Raw genomic sequence first — 18,494 nt, 5'->3', positions numbered from 1 at the left:
GTGGATCAATTTTACTCCGTTGGTAACACCGCTGATGTACTACCGCAACAATTTCAGTGGCACCGTGAGCCTGTGCGAAGTCATGAGCGAGTTCGGTGTGAAGCGCATCGTGTTCTCGTCATCGGCTACGGTGTATGGCGACCCAGCGAGTGTGCCCATCCGCGAAGACTTTCCTACGGGCAGCACCACCAACCCGTACGGCACCTCAAAGTATATGGTCGAGCGCCTACTTGCCGACCTCTGTATCGCCGACCCTGACTGGTCGGTCACTGTATTGCGTTACTTTAACCCGGTCGGTGCCCATGCGTCGGGCTTGATTGGCGAAAATCCGAATGGCATTCCTAACAATTTGGTGCCGTATATTGCGCAAGTGGCGGTCGGCAAACTCGAGGAGTTAAGCGTGTATGGCGATGATTACCCGACGCCCGATGGCACCGGTGTGCGCGACTACATTCATGTGGTCGACTTGGCGCGCGGGCACCTTGCTGCGCTAGAGCACATGCGTCCAGGCTTCGATGCGGTGAATTTGGGCACCGGTAGCGGTGTGTCCGTGCTGGAGATGATTCGCGCGTTCGAAGCCGCCTCAGGTCGTACCGTACCATTTCGCGTCGTTGCACGTCGCCCTGGCGACATCGCCCAATGTTACGCCGACCCAGCCTACGCCCTTGAGCGCCTCGGTTGGCGCGCCGAGCTCTCGCTCGACGCCATGCTGCGCGACACCTGGCGCTGGCAATCGCAAAACCCTGACGGCTACGATAAATCGTAGCCCGCAGTTCTACTGCGGGGCAGCGCATTCACCGCTAATCTCACCACCGCAGAAAGGGCTGCCCTTTTTTATAGCGGAAGCCGCAGCTGGCAAGGCGTGCGCGTTGTTAGAGTTTGGGGGTGGATTTAGCTCGTTTGGGCAGAGCTAGCGCTTTTTATCTGTGCACAATACTGCGCAAACCGCTCAAAATCTTTTCGGCTGTAAGCTCCGTCAGCGAGACTAAGTGGCTCGCCTTTCGCGTGCCGCTTGTGTTGAATGTAAGGCTCAAGCTTTGTCCATGCGTCGGTAAACATCGGGGCCCACATATTCGAAAAATGCTCTTTGCTGATAAGTTCAGCCTCAGCCAAATAGGATAACCGTTGCATGGTCACGCTTACTCGTTGAGCGGCAGCAAGTTCATCGTCCGACCATTTAACTTTGTGGTTTTTAGCTCCTAATTCACCAGATGCATAATCACCAGCGTTGGAAATCAAACGAATATCGGGTTTAATTTTCGTCATTTCTTCCATCGACCAAATGAGCAGGCTGCTGTCCCTGTTTTTAACCTCCTCTTTAATCGTTCGGTAGGCGAAAATGATTGAAATCAGCAAGAATAGGTTGATGAAAAGCATCAATATAGATGCGATAGCGGATACACCGTCCCAGTCTAATGGGTTTAGAACGACTTCAAGTGATTGCATTAGTTGTCATCCGTCAGTAAATACCGAGTGAGATTTGCGGCGCGTTGGATTGGCAGTGTGTCGTAAATGAGTTCGTAAAATTCGACGACCGCCTCACAATGCGCTTGATAACCTTCGAGAGTGGCTTCGGGAGGCGTGAGAGCATCCGCAGTACCCCCCATGGCGGCGATTATCATATCTAGGTCAGCTTGTCCTTGTGCTGCGTCGACGGCAACGTAATCGCGCTGAAATGCTTGCGTAAAAATCTCGTCCACCTCTGCGACCAGCTCATCCTCGTTCTGAAAGAGCATCACGTTCTCGTAGGTTGGATAACCATATTCCCAAGGATAAAGTGATTGCATGCATAGCTCGGGGCTCGATGTGTTCATCGCGCCATACATGCGTATTTCGCGCATGAGCGTTTTCATTACTAGTAAATCGTCGATACGAAGCAGGGCATCTGCGCGCAGTTGTGAGATGAAGTCTCGAGAGATTATCTCAACGTTCGTAAAATAGTCTTCGTTTTGAGGGATTGCATCAAGCAGTTCTATCAACTCTTCGTACTTAGCTGGCACCGTGCGCTTGATGATGCTCATGTAATCGGGCGAATTCGCGGCAGCTGCCTTCATCGCATTCCGCTTTGCCACCGACTCTTCCGAAATCACCTCATGCACCACATAGGTGTCGAGAAGCTCCTGTTTGTCGGGATACCACATGTCATCTGCGTCAGCTTGGAACATGACGCGAGTGAAGCGCTTGAGCACGCCTTGCTGCTCGAAGTAATCACTTACTTTGCTGTTCAGGCGAGCAATATTTTGCGTCGTAGATGAGTTTGCCGCGTACATCTGAAATTGATGAAAACCAAGCTTGGCGTCGACATGCAGCAGCCGCTTCGCCCCGCTCACGTAAATGATGGTGCAGGCTGAGGCACAGTGTTCGTGCACATAGGTGTTCAGCGGACGTCTGTTGGCCTGGTAAGTTTCGAGCGCATCGATGATCCTGAAGGTTTCATCCAGGTCGCCACCGTGGCTGTTAAGAATGACGGTTTTTAAATTGGGATGCTGCTCGAGAGTGCTGATGACCACGTCGGAAATCGTCACACCAATCTCACCGGAAATCGTCATGATCTCTTTGTTATCCGAGACTTTGACAACGAAGTTCTGCTCACTCGCATTTTCATGGCGCACGTTGAGTTCTTCAAGCGTCAGCATAATATTGCTAGACAGCGACAGCGCCCCAAACCCCATGAGCACTTTCACTAGCCCCGCGATAAAGCCCTTGCCACCGTTCTCACGATAACGCGTCGCGCTACTCCAGGTGCCCACAATTTGCCACGCACCAATGATGAGCCCCACAGCGATAGTGCCCACCAGCATTTTCTGAGTAGTTTGCCATGGCATCCCATCGAAGCTGCCTGCATACCAAAACAGGTTGATGACGAACGCTCCGACAAAATTCAGCAGCACCACATTCACCCAGAACGACACCGCCAGCGGCAACTCCCCGCGCCAATGCCGCACAAAATAATTCCCTTTCCCCGCCATATCCCTTCGCTCTCTTTTTGTTTTTATGTTGTCGTGCAAACCTCAAAGCCGAATATACCCTCCCGTAGCCCGTACTTCTAGTGCGGCGTAGCACGCATTCACCACCCCGCAGAAAGGGCTGCCCTTTTTTATAGCGGAAGCCGCAGCTGGAGCGGCGTGCGCGTTGTGGGAAGGTGGGGGTAGTTATGCTGAAGTAGCAAGCTTTTTGCGCTATACCAGAATCGATATAGAAGCGGAAAACGGCGATGCAATCTTGTTAGAACTTTGCCAAAATCTTCTCTTTTGCCCGTTGAAACTCTTCGTCTGACAGTGCGCCTTTCGCTTTTAAATTGGCTAGTCTTTCCAGAAGTTCAATCGGATCACTGGAAGTCACTCTGTTCTGCGGAACAGCCGCGCTCTGCTCGCGATAGCGTAACCATTTATTCGCCAAATCCGCCAGCGCCTCAATTTCTTTGCGCGTGCCAAAAGTATCGTGCACAACTCGATTGAGTGCGCTGATTGCGCGCCAATTGCGAGCCTCGGTCAGGCGTTGGTATTCGTCGAAGTTTTCCATGTTATCGCCGCCCCTCGATGCGAAAAGCTTTGAGACCCCATGTTTGTTTTTTGGGGTTGAAATTTACAACGGCGTAACCGCTCAACCGGTCGCCATCGTGAAGCTGGAACTTTTTGACGATATCGGGTGGCAGAAATACATCATCATCGACAAAACCAAAACCGTTGTCGGTAATCGTGCATTCGCCATCGAAATGTTGAATAGCTTTGCAGCTATCGATAGATGCGTTGCTTTTCTCAATCTGTGCGGCACGAAATGAGCTTCCTCGTTTTCCAATTGATTGAGCTAATTTAACGCTTACCAGATCGCCCAAGCGGAGTGGCTCGCGCAACTCATTTTCACGAACGGTAAAGTCAACACCTTTAGAGACTGTAATATGAACCAGCGATTTATGGCTGTTAACATGGTCAACAATACCTATTTCCTCATGAAAGATATCGAAAGCTTCGTCGCTTTGTCGCTTTTGTACTTTCAGTATTTTGAGTGTATTTTCTGCTGCGGTTTGCACTTTGATGGCTACTGAGTCACCGCATTTAAAACCTGTTAGTTCCGGTGATTGAGACGGTAAAGACAGACTAATTGGACGGGGTGCTCCAGCCAACAAAGTATAAATGGTGGTTCTTTTTTTGTGCGGCGTTTTAGGGAGGCTGAATGTTTCCCCAATACATGCGCTCTCCCATGGTAGATCCGCAAAAATGAAGTCTTCTGCTTGTGCCGACATCTCTTGATAGAATGCTGAATTATTGTTCTTAGTTACAGCCGATAGATAATCCGCAGATTGGGTCAGCAACTCAACGTCGTTACTAAGCTCTTTCCCGGATTCATTGAGAAATTTGCGTACTCGCTCAATCTCATATTTGGCCGCTGAATACTCTGATATCGAAAGCAACAGTTGAGCCAGCTTTATTCTCAGATTTGACGCATACATATCCTGAGGATTACAGCTCAGTGCTTTGCAATAACAAGATATAGCGAGCTCAATATCATCGTTTTTGTGAGTATCGCCGAGAAACTCCCAGACCCAATACTCGCTCGTTTTCGCCTTAATGACGGGGATTAAAGCTTGCTGAGCCTTGTTGAAGCGCTCGACAACTGCCAGCGCTTTCGCTTTCATCCAATATAACCACAACGGATCTGCTGAGTGTTCAATGGCTTTGTCAACGAGTGGTAGGCTGAGCTCTATAAATTGTCTATCTTGAGTTGAAATTGCATGTTTCAGCGCTAGCCTTGTCGTTTTTTCAACGAGGGGTTCATAAGTATTGCCGTTGTATTCGTTGGCTTCGAAGTCCTCTCCCTGGAAATTATCGAGGCCCCATAAATTCATAAACTTAGCTAAATTAAATTCTTGAGGGTTGTCGCTGGTTTTTGCTAATTTGTAGGCGAGGTCGAGTATCAAAGAGTGAAGTCGTGACGGCGTGGTTACGCCCAAGTGCAAATATTGTACTAACAGCGACTTTGTAGGTGACAAGCCTTGCTTGCCTTTGCCAAGCAAAAACTTAGCTTGACGATAAAAGTTCCAACCAAGTTGCTCTCGCAAATAAGAGTCGTCTGGATTTAACTTAACCGCTTCTTTTAGCAACCTGATGGCCTCCAGAAAATCCTCTCGGTCGCTAGCAGCTCTTGCCTGCAAAGCTAATTGTTTTGTGGGGTCTCTCAGTGAAGTTATACGTTGAAGATTTTCTTTGATGATGTCATCGTCTTCCGGAACTGGAATATCGGAAATCAGCTGAAGATATTCATCAAGAGAAGCTTGATTGTTCTGTTTTGCTGCAAGCTTACAGTAATCTATCAAGCACCATAGAATTGCGCGTTGAACCCAAGGATCACTGGGGGTTTTCGAATACAGCTCGCGAGCAAGATGATAAGCGTCATCAAGATCGCCGTTTCTTCTCAACTCAAACACTCGTTTGCTTGAAAAGTCGTTACTTCGTGAATTTACCGTACTCGGTTTACTAATGAACACCATTGATGCCACCATCGTCACCAAAGCCCTGTTCTATAGCATTCATGAGCTGATTTTTGAGTTCAGGATTTATACTGAAATTCGGCAGGGCATCAAACTTTGTAAATCTTCGCTTGCCGTTGTAATAGAATTTTAGTGTTATTGTGCCACCTTCATCATCGGCGAGCGTGTATCGTTGTTCAAAGCTCAACGATTTTAGATTTGTGATATGAACGGGTAAAGGGGTAACCAATTCACTCAGTCTGTCGTGGAAATCCCTAAGAAACGGCTGATCGAATTGGTAGGATTCGATGTCGTCTGCGCCCGCATTGATGTTTGCAAATTGCAAACCTTCTAATGCCTTAACGAGTGGAGCAAAAGTGTTCTCGCCGCGCAACAACCGGACGCGTGTCACTTCGCCATTTTTGTTGTAATAAAGGTCAATAGATCCCGTATGTCCTTCGTTTAATTGAATATGAAAACGTTCTAAAAACTGTAAATGTTGAACACTTTCAATGTTAGCACCAAACGATTTAATGATTGTTTCTGACTTGTGTTTTAGAGCTTCTAATTGGCTTTCCAGGTCAGTGATGTTGGCCCCGACTTTTTTAATTCCTGTTCCAACCTTGATGTGAGGCTCATCCAGCAGCAGAAGCTTTTCAGAGGTACGCGTAATTGCAGTGTATAGCCAGCGGAAATAGCCTTCCGTTAAACTACTGAATTGCGGTGCGGAACATTTTACGAACACATTCCGCCACTCGCTACCTTGAGCTTTGTGAGCTGTGATAGCGTACCCGAACTTGACGCGCAAGGCGTTGAAGTAGGGATCGCTGCGCAGGTGATTTTTAAATTCCAGACTCCCCTGCTTTAATTCCGGTCGTCGCATACAGAAGTCGACATAAAGCGCTTTGTTCTCGTCTGATGTTAGCGTGCCTTCTTTACTGAATAGCAAACTTTCGATGATTAACTTTTCAAACCGTAGGACTAGCCCAGCCTCATCTCGAAGTGCAAATTCGATTCGACGAAATTGCAGTGGTACTTGCGTAACCTCAACGGAACCGTCTGATTTTTTTCGTTTCAGCGGAATCGTGCGTGCTTCATGTTTGCTGCTGACGTTGGTGACATATATAAACTCACCGTTAGAAATAAACTGACCATCGATCTCAGTGTTCTGTACAACCAACAATTTCTCTTTTGGTTGCAGTTCTGTGCAATCAGGGAAGAGCTCTTCACGAATGCGTTGATTAAAATCTGCGACATCTGAATTAGAGCCACACACCACCATTGTATCGTCGCTGACAGCAGTACCATTCAACTCAAGATAACGCGTAATAAACTCACTGTATTCAATATGATCAACATTAGGGGCGGATGTATCAAAATCGAGTTTTGAGTAATCGTGCGCTTCAAGTTGTTGGCGAAGCATTGATGCATTGGCCAAGACACCGCTACCTTCTCTTTGCCGAACTATTTCTACGAGTTCGTAATCAGCGCAGGAGAGATTGAATTTTGTCCCCAAATAGTCCATGTCGAGAGCTGGCGAACGGTTCATACCTACCGGCGGTAACTGAGCATTATCACCGATGAAAATCATTTTCTTCTGATGGTCATTATGGTCGATATTCACAAATTTCATCAGATCAGAAAGAAGAAACCCGCTACCGAACCTAAAAAATTCAGACTCCTGATAACAGTCAGCGATCATTGAAGCTTCGTCGACTATAAAAATGGTATCGGCTGAGTATTCGTTAGGCGTCAGATCCGCATAGAATTTGTACGTTTCTGATCCATCAAGCTCTTCTTCTTTGTATTGTTTGATGTCGCGCATGGAGTAAATGGTGCGATGGATTGTGTAAGCATCAACATTTGCCTTTTTGTTGATTACTTTTGCAGCTTTCCCAGTCGGCGCTGCAACCACAAAGTTCCTGCCGATTAACCGTAAATACTCAGTTAACCCTTTAATGATGAATGTTTTACCTGTGCCAGCGTAACCACGAAGTAAGAAAGTATTGGTCGATTTACCGGCGATGAAATCCTCCAATGCACGGACAAGGTTAGTTTGGTCGGCTGTAAGAGAATACTCACTAAAATGATCGGTGAGTTTTAAATTGGCTCGCGTTGTTTGGTCTTCTAAAGACATTCGTCCAATTACAGCTTTGCTTCTGCTGGAAAACAAGTCTCTTTTTTGTCGCAGTTCATCACGAGTTTCGGACAACTCTTGCTGGGTTTTTTTATGTTGTTCTTCCAAAGCTTTTAATTCAGCTTTGGCTGCGCTTAATGCTCGTTCCGACGAATCATCGCTTGTGTTATCAGGCTGAGAGGGGGGAGGGAGCTGAAAATTAGGGAGTTCACTATCAACCAATTCCCGTGTCGTTAAGACATACCAGCTCGCAACAAGAAAGGCTTCTTTTAACAACCACTTTGAATCTGCTTCGTTTAACTCACTACCGTGTGCTGCTTTATTGCCTTTGACTCTTATGGCGTGCAGTTTTTTAATTATTGAATGTTCAACTACTTCTGAGAAATCGGAATTTGTGAGACGTTGATAAAAGTTATCCGTTTCCTCAACGTCGATGTGGAATTTTTTGAGGATATCTGCAACAAGCATTTCAGCAAAGCAACGTAACTTGATAATACATACCGTCGGTTCAGAATGAACAAACTTTTCAGCTTTGATCATGTGCTTATGGAGTTCTGGATGATTTCTCCGCAAAAACTCGAAATTGAGAGTAGTCTCACTCAATGTGCTCACCATATTGAAATATGCTTGTTGTTTTAATTTCTTACATTAACGCTTTTGAAACAACATGCCAACATTCAAGTTTAGATTGATTGTGTTGTGAGCATGTGTTCCGCGGTGTACGCATAATAGACCCGCAGTAGAACTACGACCCACATTACGGTAATTTATGCAGAATCAACGCGTAATGAGGCGACAGGCGTGACAGAACAAGAAAAACAGACTCCGAAACCTACGTTTATTGTCGACTTTTGGGAGACGGTCTTCCGTTGGCTCGGCAAAGTCTCGGTTTTTAATCTTATTCGCAAGGTTTTCAAAGGCGCACGTACCGGACGATTTGTCGATGCGTGGGCGTTGAGCCATGTGTTTCTGTCGGTGGCGGCGGTGCCGCTGGTGATTTATGTGCCGAGCGTGTGGGTCGGTGGAGTGATTGCTGGCTACGCATTTTTGCGGGTGTTTGAGGTGGTCGTTTATCAAATGAACGTGCTGCTGTTCGACGAATATCGCGCGAAAAAAGCAGGGCGTTCGTACGCTTTGCATGGCTACAGACGCATGATTTTGCTGTTAATGCAGAACTACTTCGAGATTATTTTCTGGTTCGCGGCACAATACGCGTTTTTCAGCCAGATTTTCGACTTTACTGTGCCTGGCTCCAACGAGAGCGTGTTCGGCGCGGTCTATACTAGCTTCGTGGTGATGACCAGCTTCGGCTTCTACAATGTGACGCCGCTAAGTGTGCTGGCCTACACTATCGTTATCGCCCAAGCCGTGATTGGCTTGTTTATGACGCTGCTGAGTTTGGCGCGCTTCATCGGCCTCATTCCTAATCCCGAGACCATGGACCAAACCGAAAAGTAGCCCGTACTTCTACTGCGGGGCAGCATGCATTTAAAGCACCTCCCACCTCCGTAGGAAGGGCTGCCCTTTTTAGGGGCTGCAGCCTTGACGAGCAAGGGCTGCGCGTTGTGGGGAGTGGGAGGTTGCTGCGTTAGTAATTAAGTGCAGATTTAGAAGTGATAAGCAGCACCAACGCCAAAGTAGCTGAGGTCGTCTTTGAAGCTTGCGTAGTTCGCACTTACACTGAATTTGTCGTTGATAAAGTAGCGACCTTCGATGCTGATTTCGCGATCGGTGGTGTCACTAATATCGATATGGCGCGCTTTCAAATCCACTTGGAACGCCGGAGTCAAAGCAGAGCGCACACCAACCGCTACGTTCCAGCCTGAATCGCTCTCATCGATGGTTTCAACACTGCCGTATGCAGCAACGGTTGCATCTAGTGCGATATTCGCAAAACCTGCTTCCACATACATGCTAGTTGTATCTGTTGTTGGAAAGCGGTAGCCCACGTTCGCAAATGATAGGCTTAGGTCAGCTTCGGCATCGACCATGATGCCATTTATACGGTCTGAGTATTCGTCAGACGCAGTTATGTAATCAAAGCTGGAAAACCAGTTATCGCCAAACGATTTCTCAAGTTCGAACATGAAGCCGTCGACTTTCTCACCGTCAAAGTCAACTTTGGTGTAACTCAGCTCAGCATAGTCAAAGTTGGGCTTCTGAGAGGCTTGATCTTGCGCCTGAGCGGTAAAAGGAATGGTAGAAAGTAAAGTTAGTGCAGGTAATGTCAGTTTTACTACAGAATTCATCAAACTATCCCTTATGTTTGAATTTTAAACACTTCATGTCAACACATTGTTGACGGCGCTAGTTTGCCATCGAGCTTGCGATTTGAGAAGTAGCAGATTGCAAAAAACTGTTTCAGCAGACTATGGCTAAATGTAGCTCGCAGCAGAACTACGGACTACCTATTTAGCGTTTTAACGCTACAATGCTATAACGTTCCGTTGAGAACCTTACCGAGGTCATTGTGAACGAATCTACCAAGCGCTCGACCATCTATTTTGATCCTCAGTTACACGCTGCATTGCGGCTGAAAGCTGCGCATACCGATCGCTCTGTGTCTGAGTTAGTAAACGATGCCGTGCGTGCTGCGTTAACTGAAGACCAGGAAGATCTTGCCGCATTTGATGAACGTATTGCCGAGCCAACGATGAGTTACGAAGCGCTACTGGCGGATAGCTCGTCACCGTTGTAAAGATTGCCCACCGCAAACACGTTTACCAACGTAAATCGTAGCCTGCCGCTGTGCGACAAGTCGGATTTCGTTGTAAGGCACTAGTAATTTGCTGACGATTGAGTAATCTAAAGTTTTTCAGTCATAGGACGACACTCATGCTTATTCTCTCACGCCGCGTTGGCGAAACTCTGATGATCGGCGACGACGTCAAAATCACAATTCTTAAAGTCTCCGGTAATCAAATTCGGATTGGCGTAGAAGCACCGAAAGATGTATCGGTGCATCGCGAAGAGGTGTATCAGCGGGTGTTGCAGGAGAAGCAAAGCGCCACAGATGCGCTAGAGACATAATGAAAAAGCTCAGTCTGAAATCACTCGAAGCCTTTCAAACAGTTATGCGCACCGGTTCGACAACGGCTGCCGCGGCACAGTTGGAGCTCACCCAACCTGCGGTCAGTCGTTTACTAGCCGGCTTTGAGGATTTCGTTGGGTTTTCACTGTTTTATCGTGAGCATGGGCGTTTGATACCAACCGAAGAAGCGCACGCTTTAAGTAATGAAGCTGAGGTCGCACTCGGCAGCATCGAACGCCTTGCGCAATTGGCGCACAACATCAAAAATACCAGCATTGGCTCGCTAAAAGTGGTGGCGCCAGTCAGCTTTGTCGCGGGTTTGCTTGCCGACGTCGTAGCTGAGTTTATGCGCCTGCATCCGAATGTGACCATTAATCTAGATTCGCGAAGTCCTGATTCAACGCGCGAATTGGTTGCTCATCGTGCGTTCGATTGCGGCTTTATTCAGTTGCCCGAGCGTCATCCTGGCTTGAATGCAACGCCGGTGTTTCAAAGTCAGATGATGTGCGCGTTGGCGCAGGATCATCCGCTCGCGCAACTCCCTCAGTTAACGCCAAGCGACCTGTCCAATGCGCAACTGATCCTGCTCGGTAAAGGCCGGACTTCTCGCGGTCAAATTGAGCAGGCATTTCGGGACCATAACCTGTCGCTACGGCCGAAAATCGATACGCACAATGTGGCTACAGCTTGTGCGTTCGCTAAACGTGGTTTGGGTATCGCGATTGTGAATGGTGCTCTGGCACAGCAGTACCTCGACCAAGACCTGGTATTACGTCCGTTTGCTCCTGAAATCCCGATTGAATACGGTTTTATTACCTCTAAACATGCGCCTATGTCACTCCTAACTCAGCGATTTATGGAATACTCCATTACAAAACTGCATACCCTAATCACAAAAACAGATAAGATTGCATAGTGTTTTCGCTCTTTGTTAGCTTGCCTGCGTCGTAACAAAAACAACGTATAACTAACTGCGGAGACGCATCATGAACAACCCTATTTTTATGAAGACGCTCGTAGCAAGTAGTATTGCGCTAGCACTCTCGGCCGCGTTAACCGCGCCAGTGCTGGCGCAAGAGCAAGCAACTGAACAAGCGGAACAGCCGCAAGCACAAGAAAAAATCACCGTTACCGGCTCGCGCATTGCGCGGCGTGAAGAGTCTGGCGCACCGATTCAGGTGGTCGATCAAGAAGATTTGCAAATCCGCGGTGCGTTAACCCTAGGCGAAATCTTACAAGAACTGCCATCGGTCGGTGCCAGTTTAAATGGCAACGGTACCGCAGGGACTTCTCACGGTTCGAGCACCATTAACTTACGTAACCTGGGCGAAAACCGCGCCTTAGTCTTGGTCAACGGCAACCGTTGGGTCAATGGCGCGGGTACGCGTGGTTTCCGTGACTTTGTTGATTTAAATACCATTCCTAGTGCAATTGTGCAGAGCGTCGAAGTGCTGCAAGACGGTGCGACCGCGATTTATGGCGCGGATGCCATTGCCGGTGTGGTCAACATTCAAACCTACAAAGACTATGTTGGCACCCAAGCCAAGGCCTATTATGGTCAAGCCAGCGAAGGCGACCGTGAATCAATGAATTTCGATTTGCTCCATGGCGTCGATATTGGCGCGAGCAATTTAATGGTAGCGCTAAGCTACGCTGACCAAGAGCCCATTTACAGTCAGGATCGCGCGCTAACTCGGGTACCTTTGAATGGTTTGGCGGCAGGTACTGCGCAAGGCATTTTCCGCGAGGCCGATCTGGCTTATTTGCCTTACTACGAAAGCGGTGGCATTACCCGTGACCCAAGTGTCGATGGCAGTAATCCAGACAATTGGCGAGCTGCCACTGGCGATGACCAGTACAATCGTTGGGACAATAACTACGTGGTGGGTCCGCTCGAACGGACAGCGGTTTATGCGCAATGGGTACAGCCGTTTCAAGACGTTACGATGCGTATTGAAGCCATGTACAACAATCGTAAATCGGACCAGCAATTTAGCCCAGCGCCGCCGGTGATTCAGGGGAGTCGAGGCTTTGTGATTGCCAACGATGCGCGCGTTAACCCGTTTGGCGTAGAGTTCTCTGGCAGTGACTTCCGCGTGCTGAATTTCTTTGATGAAGTCGGTCCGCGCGTCAACGCGCAAGACGTTGATACCATGCGCTTTGGGATTGGCTTCGACGGCTATGTTGGTGCTACCTGGACCTGGGATGCGTTTGCCAGCTATGCGCGCAATAAAGCCGAATTCGTCAGTAACAACCAGCTTGATCTCGACCGTTTGGCACTTGGTTTGCGTGCTTGTGACACCAGCGGCATTGCGGCTGATGTCAGCGATTTGGCCGCAGGTTGTACGCCAGTCAATCTATTTAATCCGCTCACGGCGGAGATGGCGGACTACATTCGTTTTCAAGGGCGTGATCAAAACGAATCGCGGCAAACCCATGCCCGCATTAACTTCAGTGGGCCGATTGCGCAACTGGATGCCGGTGAAATCCTCGTCGCAACGGGCTTGGAATATCGCAAAGAAGAAGGCATTGATACGCCAGATTCATACATCAACTCGGACCCACGGGTAAATAGCTATCGTGCCACCAGCTCGGCGCCACGCGACGGCACGAACGGCGAATACGACCTCTATGAGGCATACGCTGAGGCCACCGTACCCTTGTTAACCGATGCGGCGCTCGCGCAAGACTTAGAGCTGAATTTAGCGGCGCGTTTCAGTGATTATTCAACGTTTGGCAGCACGACGAACACCAAAGTTGGTGTGTTGTGGCGCGTGAATGATGATGTCATGTTCCGCAGCAATTGGGCGGAAGGTTTCCGGGCACCGAGTATTCTTGAATTGTTTGAAGGTCAACGCGCGACTTTTGCGCCGGTTAATGACCCGTGCTCAGGCAATACTGGGCTGCCGGGCTGCCAAGGTGTTCCGTCTGGATATGTGCAAGCCGATTCGCAAGAACCAGTGACGGTAGGCGGCAACCCAGATCTGCAACCAGAAACCTCTGACAACTTCAATATCGGTATGGTGTGGACACCGGAAGCTATTGAGGGCTTCAGTGTCAGTCTTGACTACTACGATATCGAAGTAACTGACACCATCAGTACCTTCGGCGCGCAGAATCTGGTGAACTTGTGTGCCAACACTGGCCGTAACTGTGGCGTGATCACCCGCAACAGCAGCGGTGAGTTGGTGAATATTGTCGATGGCCCGGTCAACCTGAACAGCACCACCACCAGTGGTCTCGATTTGCTGGCGAATTATCGGTTTGATAATCAGCACGGACGTTTTGACATGACCTTAAATGTGTCGTACCTCAACGAATTTGAAGAAGCCAGCACGCTCGCTGACGGCTCCGAACGTGTGGTTGATTTGGTTGGCATTGCGCGCTCGCGTGAGGCGTTCCCTGAATTACGTAGCAACTTCCAATTGCAGTGGTCGCAAGACGATTGGTCGGCAAGTTACAGCTGGCGCCATATTGGTGATACCACTGAAACGTTTGAAGGACAGGACTATCATATCGGCTCAGTGGTTTATCACTCGGCTTCGGCAGGATACGATTTTGGTAATGGCTTACGCGCCAAGTTTGGAGTGAACAACATTGGCGATAAGCAGCCGCCAACCAGTCGTACCAACTTGAATATCAACTTTGATATCAATACGTACAACGCGATTGGCCGCTTCTACTACACCCAGTTGACTTATAACTTCTAAGGAGCGCCGGGTGCTTAACGAAAAAGCTTTTACCATGAGATTGCCCCCCACGGGGCAATCACTGCCGTTGGTGTTCGATTCACCCCATAGTAGTTGTCGGTTTCCAGCGCACCCTTTGTTAGCAGTTAGCGATGCGCAACTGAAAACGGGCTGGGATGCGTTTGTTGACGAGCTTTGGCAACCCAGTGTGGGCAAAGGAGCAACTTTGTTGGCGGCGAATTTTTCGCGCATGTATATTGACCCTAACCGTGCTGCGACAGATATTGACGCAGCACTATTGGCCGCGCCTTGGCCCGGCGAGTTGAGCCCTACGCCATACAGTGGGCGCGGGATGGGACTTATTCGGCGCTTAGCTTTACCGGAAGTTCCTATGTATTCTGCGCCGCTAACCGTCGCTGACGTGCAACAACGGATTGCCGAGTACTATCAACCTTATCACGAGGCCTTGGCCGAACGACTGCAAGTTTTGCATGCCGAGTTCGGTAGTGTCTGGCACGTCGATTGCCACTCGATGAAGTCGACCGGCAATGCGATGAATATTGATGCCGGTGTTGCGCGCCCTGATGTGGTGGTCAGTGATGCATGTGGCACAACGGCATCGAGCGATTTCACGCAAATGGTCGCGACCGAGTTCGAACGCCTTGGCTTGCGTGTGGCGCTGAACCATCCGTATCAAGGCGGCTATATCGTGCGGCGCTATGGTGCTCCGGCTAACGGTGTACACAGCATTCAAATTGAATTGAATCGTGCGCTTTACATGCATGAGGCTGAATTTGAAAAATCAGCGAATTTTGCGCAACTGCAACAAGCGTTGGCGCAAGTAACGGAGGCAATTCTTGAGTACATCAAAGCAAACACGTAATCCGTTAGTGGTGCTGCTCGGCATCTTGCTGCTGGCCGGCTTGCTGACCTATTTGGTTGATTCGGGTAGCTATGCACGCGACGGCCGCTTGGTGGTGCCGGGCAGTTATACAGTGCTCGAAAAAGACGCCGGTGTCAGCAATATTTGGCGTGTTTCTGCGGTTGAGAATGGCGCTGCCCCAGTGAGCCTATCGGAGTTGTTTTTGGCCATTCCGGAAGGTCTCGAACGCGGTGCTGGCCTGATTTTTATGGTGTTGGTCATTGGCGGAATGTTCGGCATTTTAAAGCAAGCTGGCGCCGTTGATGCAGGGTTAGAGCGTTTGCTTAGCTCGGTCCGCGGCAATGTGTATGTGTTGGTGCCGGCGCTGATGCTGGTATTTGCCGCCGGTAGTACCTTTTTGGGGTTGGCTTCGGAATATCTATTGATTATTCCGTTGATGGTCGCGATGGCTGAGCGACTCGGTATGACCCGCTTGATTGGTCTTGGCATTGTGACAGTGGCGGTGAAAGCTGGCTATTTGAGTTCGGTCACCAATCCATTACCTTTAACGATAGCGCAGCCCTTGGTCGGCGTACCGATTTTTAGCGGTGCAGGGCTGCGCTTCGTGTTCTTTATGATTTTTACTTTGGTTGGCATTGCCTTCATGTTGTTGGTGATTCATCGCTACAGTAAAAAGCATGCGGTGCGCGAAAATCTGGTGGTAAGTTTTGACGCTAAACCTTTATGCTTACGCCACACCCTGATGTGGCTGGTGCTGTTAAGTGGCATTGGCTTTTTGGTGTATGCCTCGAATCAATGGCAGTGGAACAAAGAAGAGCTGACGGCCTTTTATTTGTTCTTGAGCGTGATTCTGGCGTTCATGAGCGGGTTGGGGCTCAGTGGGGCAGCCGACGCTTTTGTCGCTGGGATGAAGAAAATTCTACTGGCGAGTTTCTTGATTGGCGTGGCTTTTGCTATTGCCGTGACGCTCGAGCGTGGGCAGATTCTGGATAGCGTCATTTTCGGTTTGACCAGTATTGTTGGCGAGGACAATTCGTGGCTGGCAGCGCAGGGCATGTTGGTATCGCAGTTGGGATTGGATTTTCTAATTCCGTCAACCTCAGGTCAGGCGGCAGTGTCGATGCCGATTCTTGGGCCGCTCGGACAGTTGGCCGGGGTGGGTCCGCAAACGACAGTGCTGGCATTTTTGTTTGGTAACGGTATTACCAATATGATCACGCCGACGTCAGGGACTTTATTGGCTTATTTGGCAACCGCACAAGTGCCATGGACACAATGGGCAAAGTTTATTCTCCCGCTTTGCCTGGTGTTCATTGGCCTTGCCATGCTGATGCTGACCTATGCTGTTAGCTTGGGTGTTTGATCACAAATACCCATGCTCGCGCAGGTAGGCGATGACGCGTTCGGCGGCGTCATCGACGCTTAACGCGGTGGTGTCGAGCGTGAGCTCGGGGGCGGCGGGCGGCTCGTAGGGCGAGCTGATGCCGGTGAAGTTGGCGATGTCGCCTTTGCGGGCGGCGGCGTAGAGGCCTTTAACGTCGCGCTGCTCACACACGGCCAACGGCGTATCGACGAAGATCTCGACAAATTCGCCAGCGGCTAAGCGCGAGCGCACAAATTCGCGGTTGGCGCGCAGCGGCGAGATAAAGGCGGTGAGCACGATCAAGCCGGCGTCGACCATGAGTTTTGCGACCTCACCAATACGGCGAATATTTTCGATGCGGTCGGCTTCGCTAAAGGTTAATCCAGCGTTGAGACCGTGGCGTACGTTGTCGCCATCAAGCAAGTAAGTGTGTTTGTGCAATGCTAACAAGCGCTCTTCAACGGCATTAGCAATCGACGATTTGCCGGCGCCAGATAAGCCTGTGAACCACAATACCACTGGCTGTTGCTGTTTCAACGAAGCACGCTCAGCACGGGTGACCGAGGTCGACTGCCAAGTCACCGGGCCGACGCGCGCTGGCTCAACGGCCTCTTCCGCGTCGCTCAATGGCTGCGCCACCATGCCAGCGGCAACGGTGGCATTGCTCAGCTTATCAATCAAAATAAAGGAGCCAGTGGCCCGATTGTTTTGGTAGCGGTCGAACACTAGAGGTTGCAGTGCTTGCACGTCGATCATGCCGATTTCGTTCAAGCCTAGCTGGCTGTCGTCGACTTCTTTTAAGGTATTGATATCAACCCGATAGTGCACTTTTTCGCACCATGCTGTAGCACTTTGCGTTCCCATTTTCAGGACGTATTCGCGGCGCGGTTGCAGCGCTTCTTCATGCAGCCAGACAACTTTGGCGCGCACCCGACGCGACATGTGCGGTAACGCATCTTTGTCGGTGATCATGTCGCCACGACTGATATCAAGTTCGTCATTCAGCGTCAGCGTCACCGCTTGTGGCGCCACTGCTTGCGCGCATGCGCCATCGAAGGTTGCAATCGCTTTGACCGTGCTCACTTTGCCCGAAGGCAATACGCGAATGGTGTCGCCCGGTTTCACCGTGCCCGAGGCGATACTGCCAGCATAGCCGCGAAATGAAGCGTCGGGACGATTCACCCATTGCACGTTAAAGCGAAAATCATTGGCTTGTGCCTGTTGGATCTCCAGTGTTTCGAGGTACTGCATCAAGGTGCGGCCGCGGAACCAGGGTGTGTGTGCACTTTTATGCACTACGTTGTCACCCTGCAATGCACTGATCGGCACAAAATGGATGTCGGGAATATTCAACACCCCAGCCAGTTCAATGTACTGTTGCTGGATTTCTTTGTAGCGGGCTTGGCTGAAGGCTACCGCGTCCATTTTATTGACGGCGACAATCACATGTTTGATGCCGAGCAAGCTGACAATGAAGCTGTGGCGACGCGTCTGCGTTTGTACGCCTTTTTCGGCGTCGATGAGGATAATCGCGAGGTCGCAGGTGCTGGCGCCGGTTGCCATATTGCGCGTGTACTGCTCGTGGCCGGGGGTGTCGGCGATAATAAATTTGCGCTTGTCGGTGCTGAAATAGCGGTACGCCACATCAATAGTAATGCCTTGTTCGCGCTCCGCTTGCAGACCATCGACCAAGTCGGCGAGGTTGACGTCGGCATCGCTATGCGACTTTTTCAGCGCGGCGAGCTGATCTTCGTAAATGAGTTTGCTGTCGTGCAGCAGGCGGCCGATTAAGGTGCTCTTACCGTCGTCGACGCTGCCACAGGTGATGAACCTTAGCAATTGTTTGCGTTCATGCTGCTTTAGGTATTCTTCAATATTTTCAGCGATTAACGGTGACTGATGGCTCATGCGGCAACACGGTACT

At 49.7% G+C, this 18,494-nt stretch carries 15 protein-coding genes; 8 read left to right on the top strand and 7 right to left on the bottom strand.

Going from position 1 to position 18,494, the window contains the following annotated elements:
* A partial coding sequence (galE, locus tag IDAT_RS10355) for a UDP-glucose 4-epimerase GalE (protein WP_034733379.1) occupies positions 1-766 on the top strand: 766 nt, incomplete at its 5' end.
* A gap of 125 nt (positions 767-891) precedes the next feature.
* Here the strand turns inward: galE and IDAT_RS10350 are convergent.
* The 5 genes from IDAT_RS10350 to IDAT_RS10330 form a co-directional block, all read right to left on the bottom strand.
* Positions 892-1,446, bottom strand: a complete 555-nt coding sequence (locus IDAT_RS10350) for a hypothetical protein (RefSeq protein ID WP_051986723.1) — start codon at positions 1,444-1,446, stop codon at positions 892-894.
* Positions 1,446-2,969: an ATP-dependent Clp protease proteolytic subunit gene (locus IDAT_RS10345; protein WP_034733378.1), complete on the bottom strand. Its 1,524-nt coding sequence runs from the start codon at positions 2,967-2,969 to the stop codon at positions 1,446-1,448. Before IDAT_RS10345 ends, IDAT_RS10350 begins: the two co-directional genes overlap by 1 nt.
* A 256-nt stretch (positions 2,970-3,225) precedes the next feature.
* A complete protein-coding gene (locus tag IDAT_RS10340; RefSeq protein WP_034733377.1) occupies positions 3,226-3,522 on the bottom strand; it encodes an SHOCT domain-containing protein in 297 nt (98 codons plus the stop codon).
* Position 3,523: 1 nt separating this feature from the next.
* Complete coding sequence (locus IDAT_RS10335; protein WP_034733376.1) at positions 3,524-5,488, bottom strand: DUF7017 domain-containing protein; 1,965 nt, start codon at positions 5,486-5,488, stop codon at positions 3,524-3,526.
* Positions 5,475-8,207 (bottom strand): ATP-dependent DNA helicase, encoded by a 2,733-nt coding sequence (locus IDAT_RS10330; protein ID WP_162178399.1) that lies wholly within the window; start codon positions 8,205-8,207, stop codon positions 5,475-5,477. Before IDAT_RS10330 ends, IDAT_RS10335 begins: the two co-directional genes overlap by 14 nt.
* Before the next feature lie 198 nt (positions 8,208-8,405).
* On the opposite strand from IDAT_RS10330, the gene IDAT_RS10325 reads away from it, so the two are divergent.
* The gene (locus IDAT_RS10325; RefSeq protein ID WP_034733375.1) at positions 8,406-9,062 is read left to right on the top strand and encodes a hypothetical protein; all 657 of its coding nucleotides are present in this window, start codon (positions 8,406-8,408) and stop codon (positions 9,060-9,062) included.
* 149 nt (positions 9,063-9,211) lie between these two features.
* Here IDAT_RS10325 and IDAT_RS10320 read toward each other — a convergent pair whose 3' ends face one another.
* Entirely contained in the window at positions 9,212-9,853 is a 642-nt protein-coding gene (locus IDAT_RS10320) for a porin family protein (RefSeq protein ID WP_034733374.1), read from the bottom strand.
* Between the two features lie 221 nt (positions 9,854-10,074).
* Between IDAT_RS10320 and IDAT_RS10315 the strand changes: the two genes are divergently transcribed.
* From IDAT_RS10315 to IDAT_RS10290, 6 genes are all read left to right on the top strand, one after another.
* Positions 10,075-10,302, top strand: a complete 228-nt coding sequence (locus IDAT_RS10315; protein WP_034733373.1) for a CopG family transcriptional regulator — start codon at positions 10,075-10,077, stop codon at positions 10,300-10,302.
* A 137-nt stretch (positions 10,303-10,439) separates the two neighbouring features.
* Positions 10,440-10,634, top strand: coding sequence for a carbon storage regulator CsrA (gene csrA / locus IDAT_RS10310; RefSeq protein WP_034733372.1), 195 nt, complete (start codon positions 10,440-10,442; stop codon positions 10,632-10,634).
* Positions 10,634-11,551 (top strand): LysR family transcriptional regulator, encoded by a 918-nt coding sequence (locus IDAT_RS10305; RefSeq protein WP_034733371.1) that lies wholly within the window; start codon positions 10,634-10,636, stop codon positions 11,549-11,551. The genes csrA and IDAT_RS10305 overlap by 1 nt, the downstream gene beginning before the upstream one ends.
* A 70-nt stretch (positions 11,552-11,621) precedes the next feature.
* Complete coding sequence (locus IDAT_RS10300; protein ID WP_034733370.1) at positions 11,622-14,345, top strand: TonB-dependent receptor; 2,724 nt, start codon at positions 11,622-11,624, stop codon at positions 14,343-14,345.
* Between the two features lie 10 nt (positions 14,346-14,355).
* The gene (locus IDAT_RS10295; protein WP_244441642.1) at positions 14,356-15,207 is read left to right on the top strand and encodes an N-formylglutamate amidohydrolase; all 852 of its coding nucleotides are present in this window, start codon (positions 14,356-14,358) and stop codon (positions 15,205-15,207) included.
* The gene (locus tag IDAT_RS10290; protein ID WP_034733369.1) at positions 15,182-16,570 is read left to right on the top strand and encodes a YfcC family protein; all 1,389 of its coding nucleotides are present in this window, start codon (positions 15,182-15,184) and stop codon (positions 16,568-16,570) included. The genes IDAT_RS10295 and IDAT_RS10290 overlap by 26 nt, the downstream gene beginning before the upstream one ends.
* Here the strand turns inward: IDAT_RS10290 and cysN are convergent, their stop codons facing one another.
* Positions 16,571-18,478 (bottom strand): sulfate adenylyltransferase subunit CysN, encoded by a 1,908-nt coding sequence (cysN, locus tag IDAT_RS10285; protein ID WP_034733368.1) that lies wholly within the window; start codon positions 18,476-18,478, stop codon positions 16,571-16,573.
* Between the last annotated feature and the right edge of the window lie 16 nt (positions 18,479-18,494).

Source organism: Pseudidiomarina atlantica, assembly GCF_000753735.1.
Taxonomy (GTDB): domain Bacteria; phylum Pseudomonadota; class Gammaproteobacteria; order Enterobacterales; family Alteromonadaceae; genus Pseudidiomarina; species Pseudidiomarina atlantica.
The sequence above is the reverse complement of the archived record's forward strand: the minus strand, read 5'-3'. Positions and strand labels throughout refer to the sequence as shown.

Coding starts and splice junctions, on each gene's coding strand:
- IDAT_RS10350 (WP_051986723.1), bottom strand. CDS start 1,446: ATGCAATCACTTGAAGTCGTTCTAAACCCATTAGACTGGGACGGTGTA.
- IDAT_RS10345 (WP_034733378.1), bottom strand. CDS start 2,969: ATGGCGGGGAAAGGGAATTATTTTGTGCGGCATTGGCGCGGGGAGTTG.
- IDAT_RS10340 (WP_034733377.1), bottom strand. CDS start 3,522: ATGGAAAACTTCGACGAATACCAACGCCTGACCGAGGCTCGCAATTGG.
- IDAT_RS10335 (WP_034733376.1), bottom strand. CDS start 5,488: ATGGTGTTCATTAGTAAACCGAGTACGGTAAATTCACGAAGTAACGAC.
- IDAT_RS10320 (WP_034733374.1), bottom strand. CDS start 9,853: ATGAATTCTGTAGTAAAACTGACATTACCTGCACTAACTTTACTTTCT.
- csrA (WP_034733372.1), top strand. CDS start 10,440: ATGCTTATTCTCTCACGCCGCGTTGGCGAAACTCTGATGATCGGCGAC.
- IDAT_RS10305 (WP_034733371.1), top strand. CDS start 10,634: ATGAAAAAGCTCAGTCTGAAATCACTCGAAGCCTTTCAAACAGTTATG.
- IDAT_RS10300 (WP_034733370.1), top strand. CDS start 11,622: ATGAACAACCCTATTTTTATGAAGACGCTCGTAGCAAGTAGTATTGCG.
- cysN (WP_034733368.1), bottom strand. CDS start 18,478: ATGAGCCATCAGTCACCGTTAATCGCTGAAAATATTGAAGAATACCTA.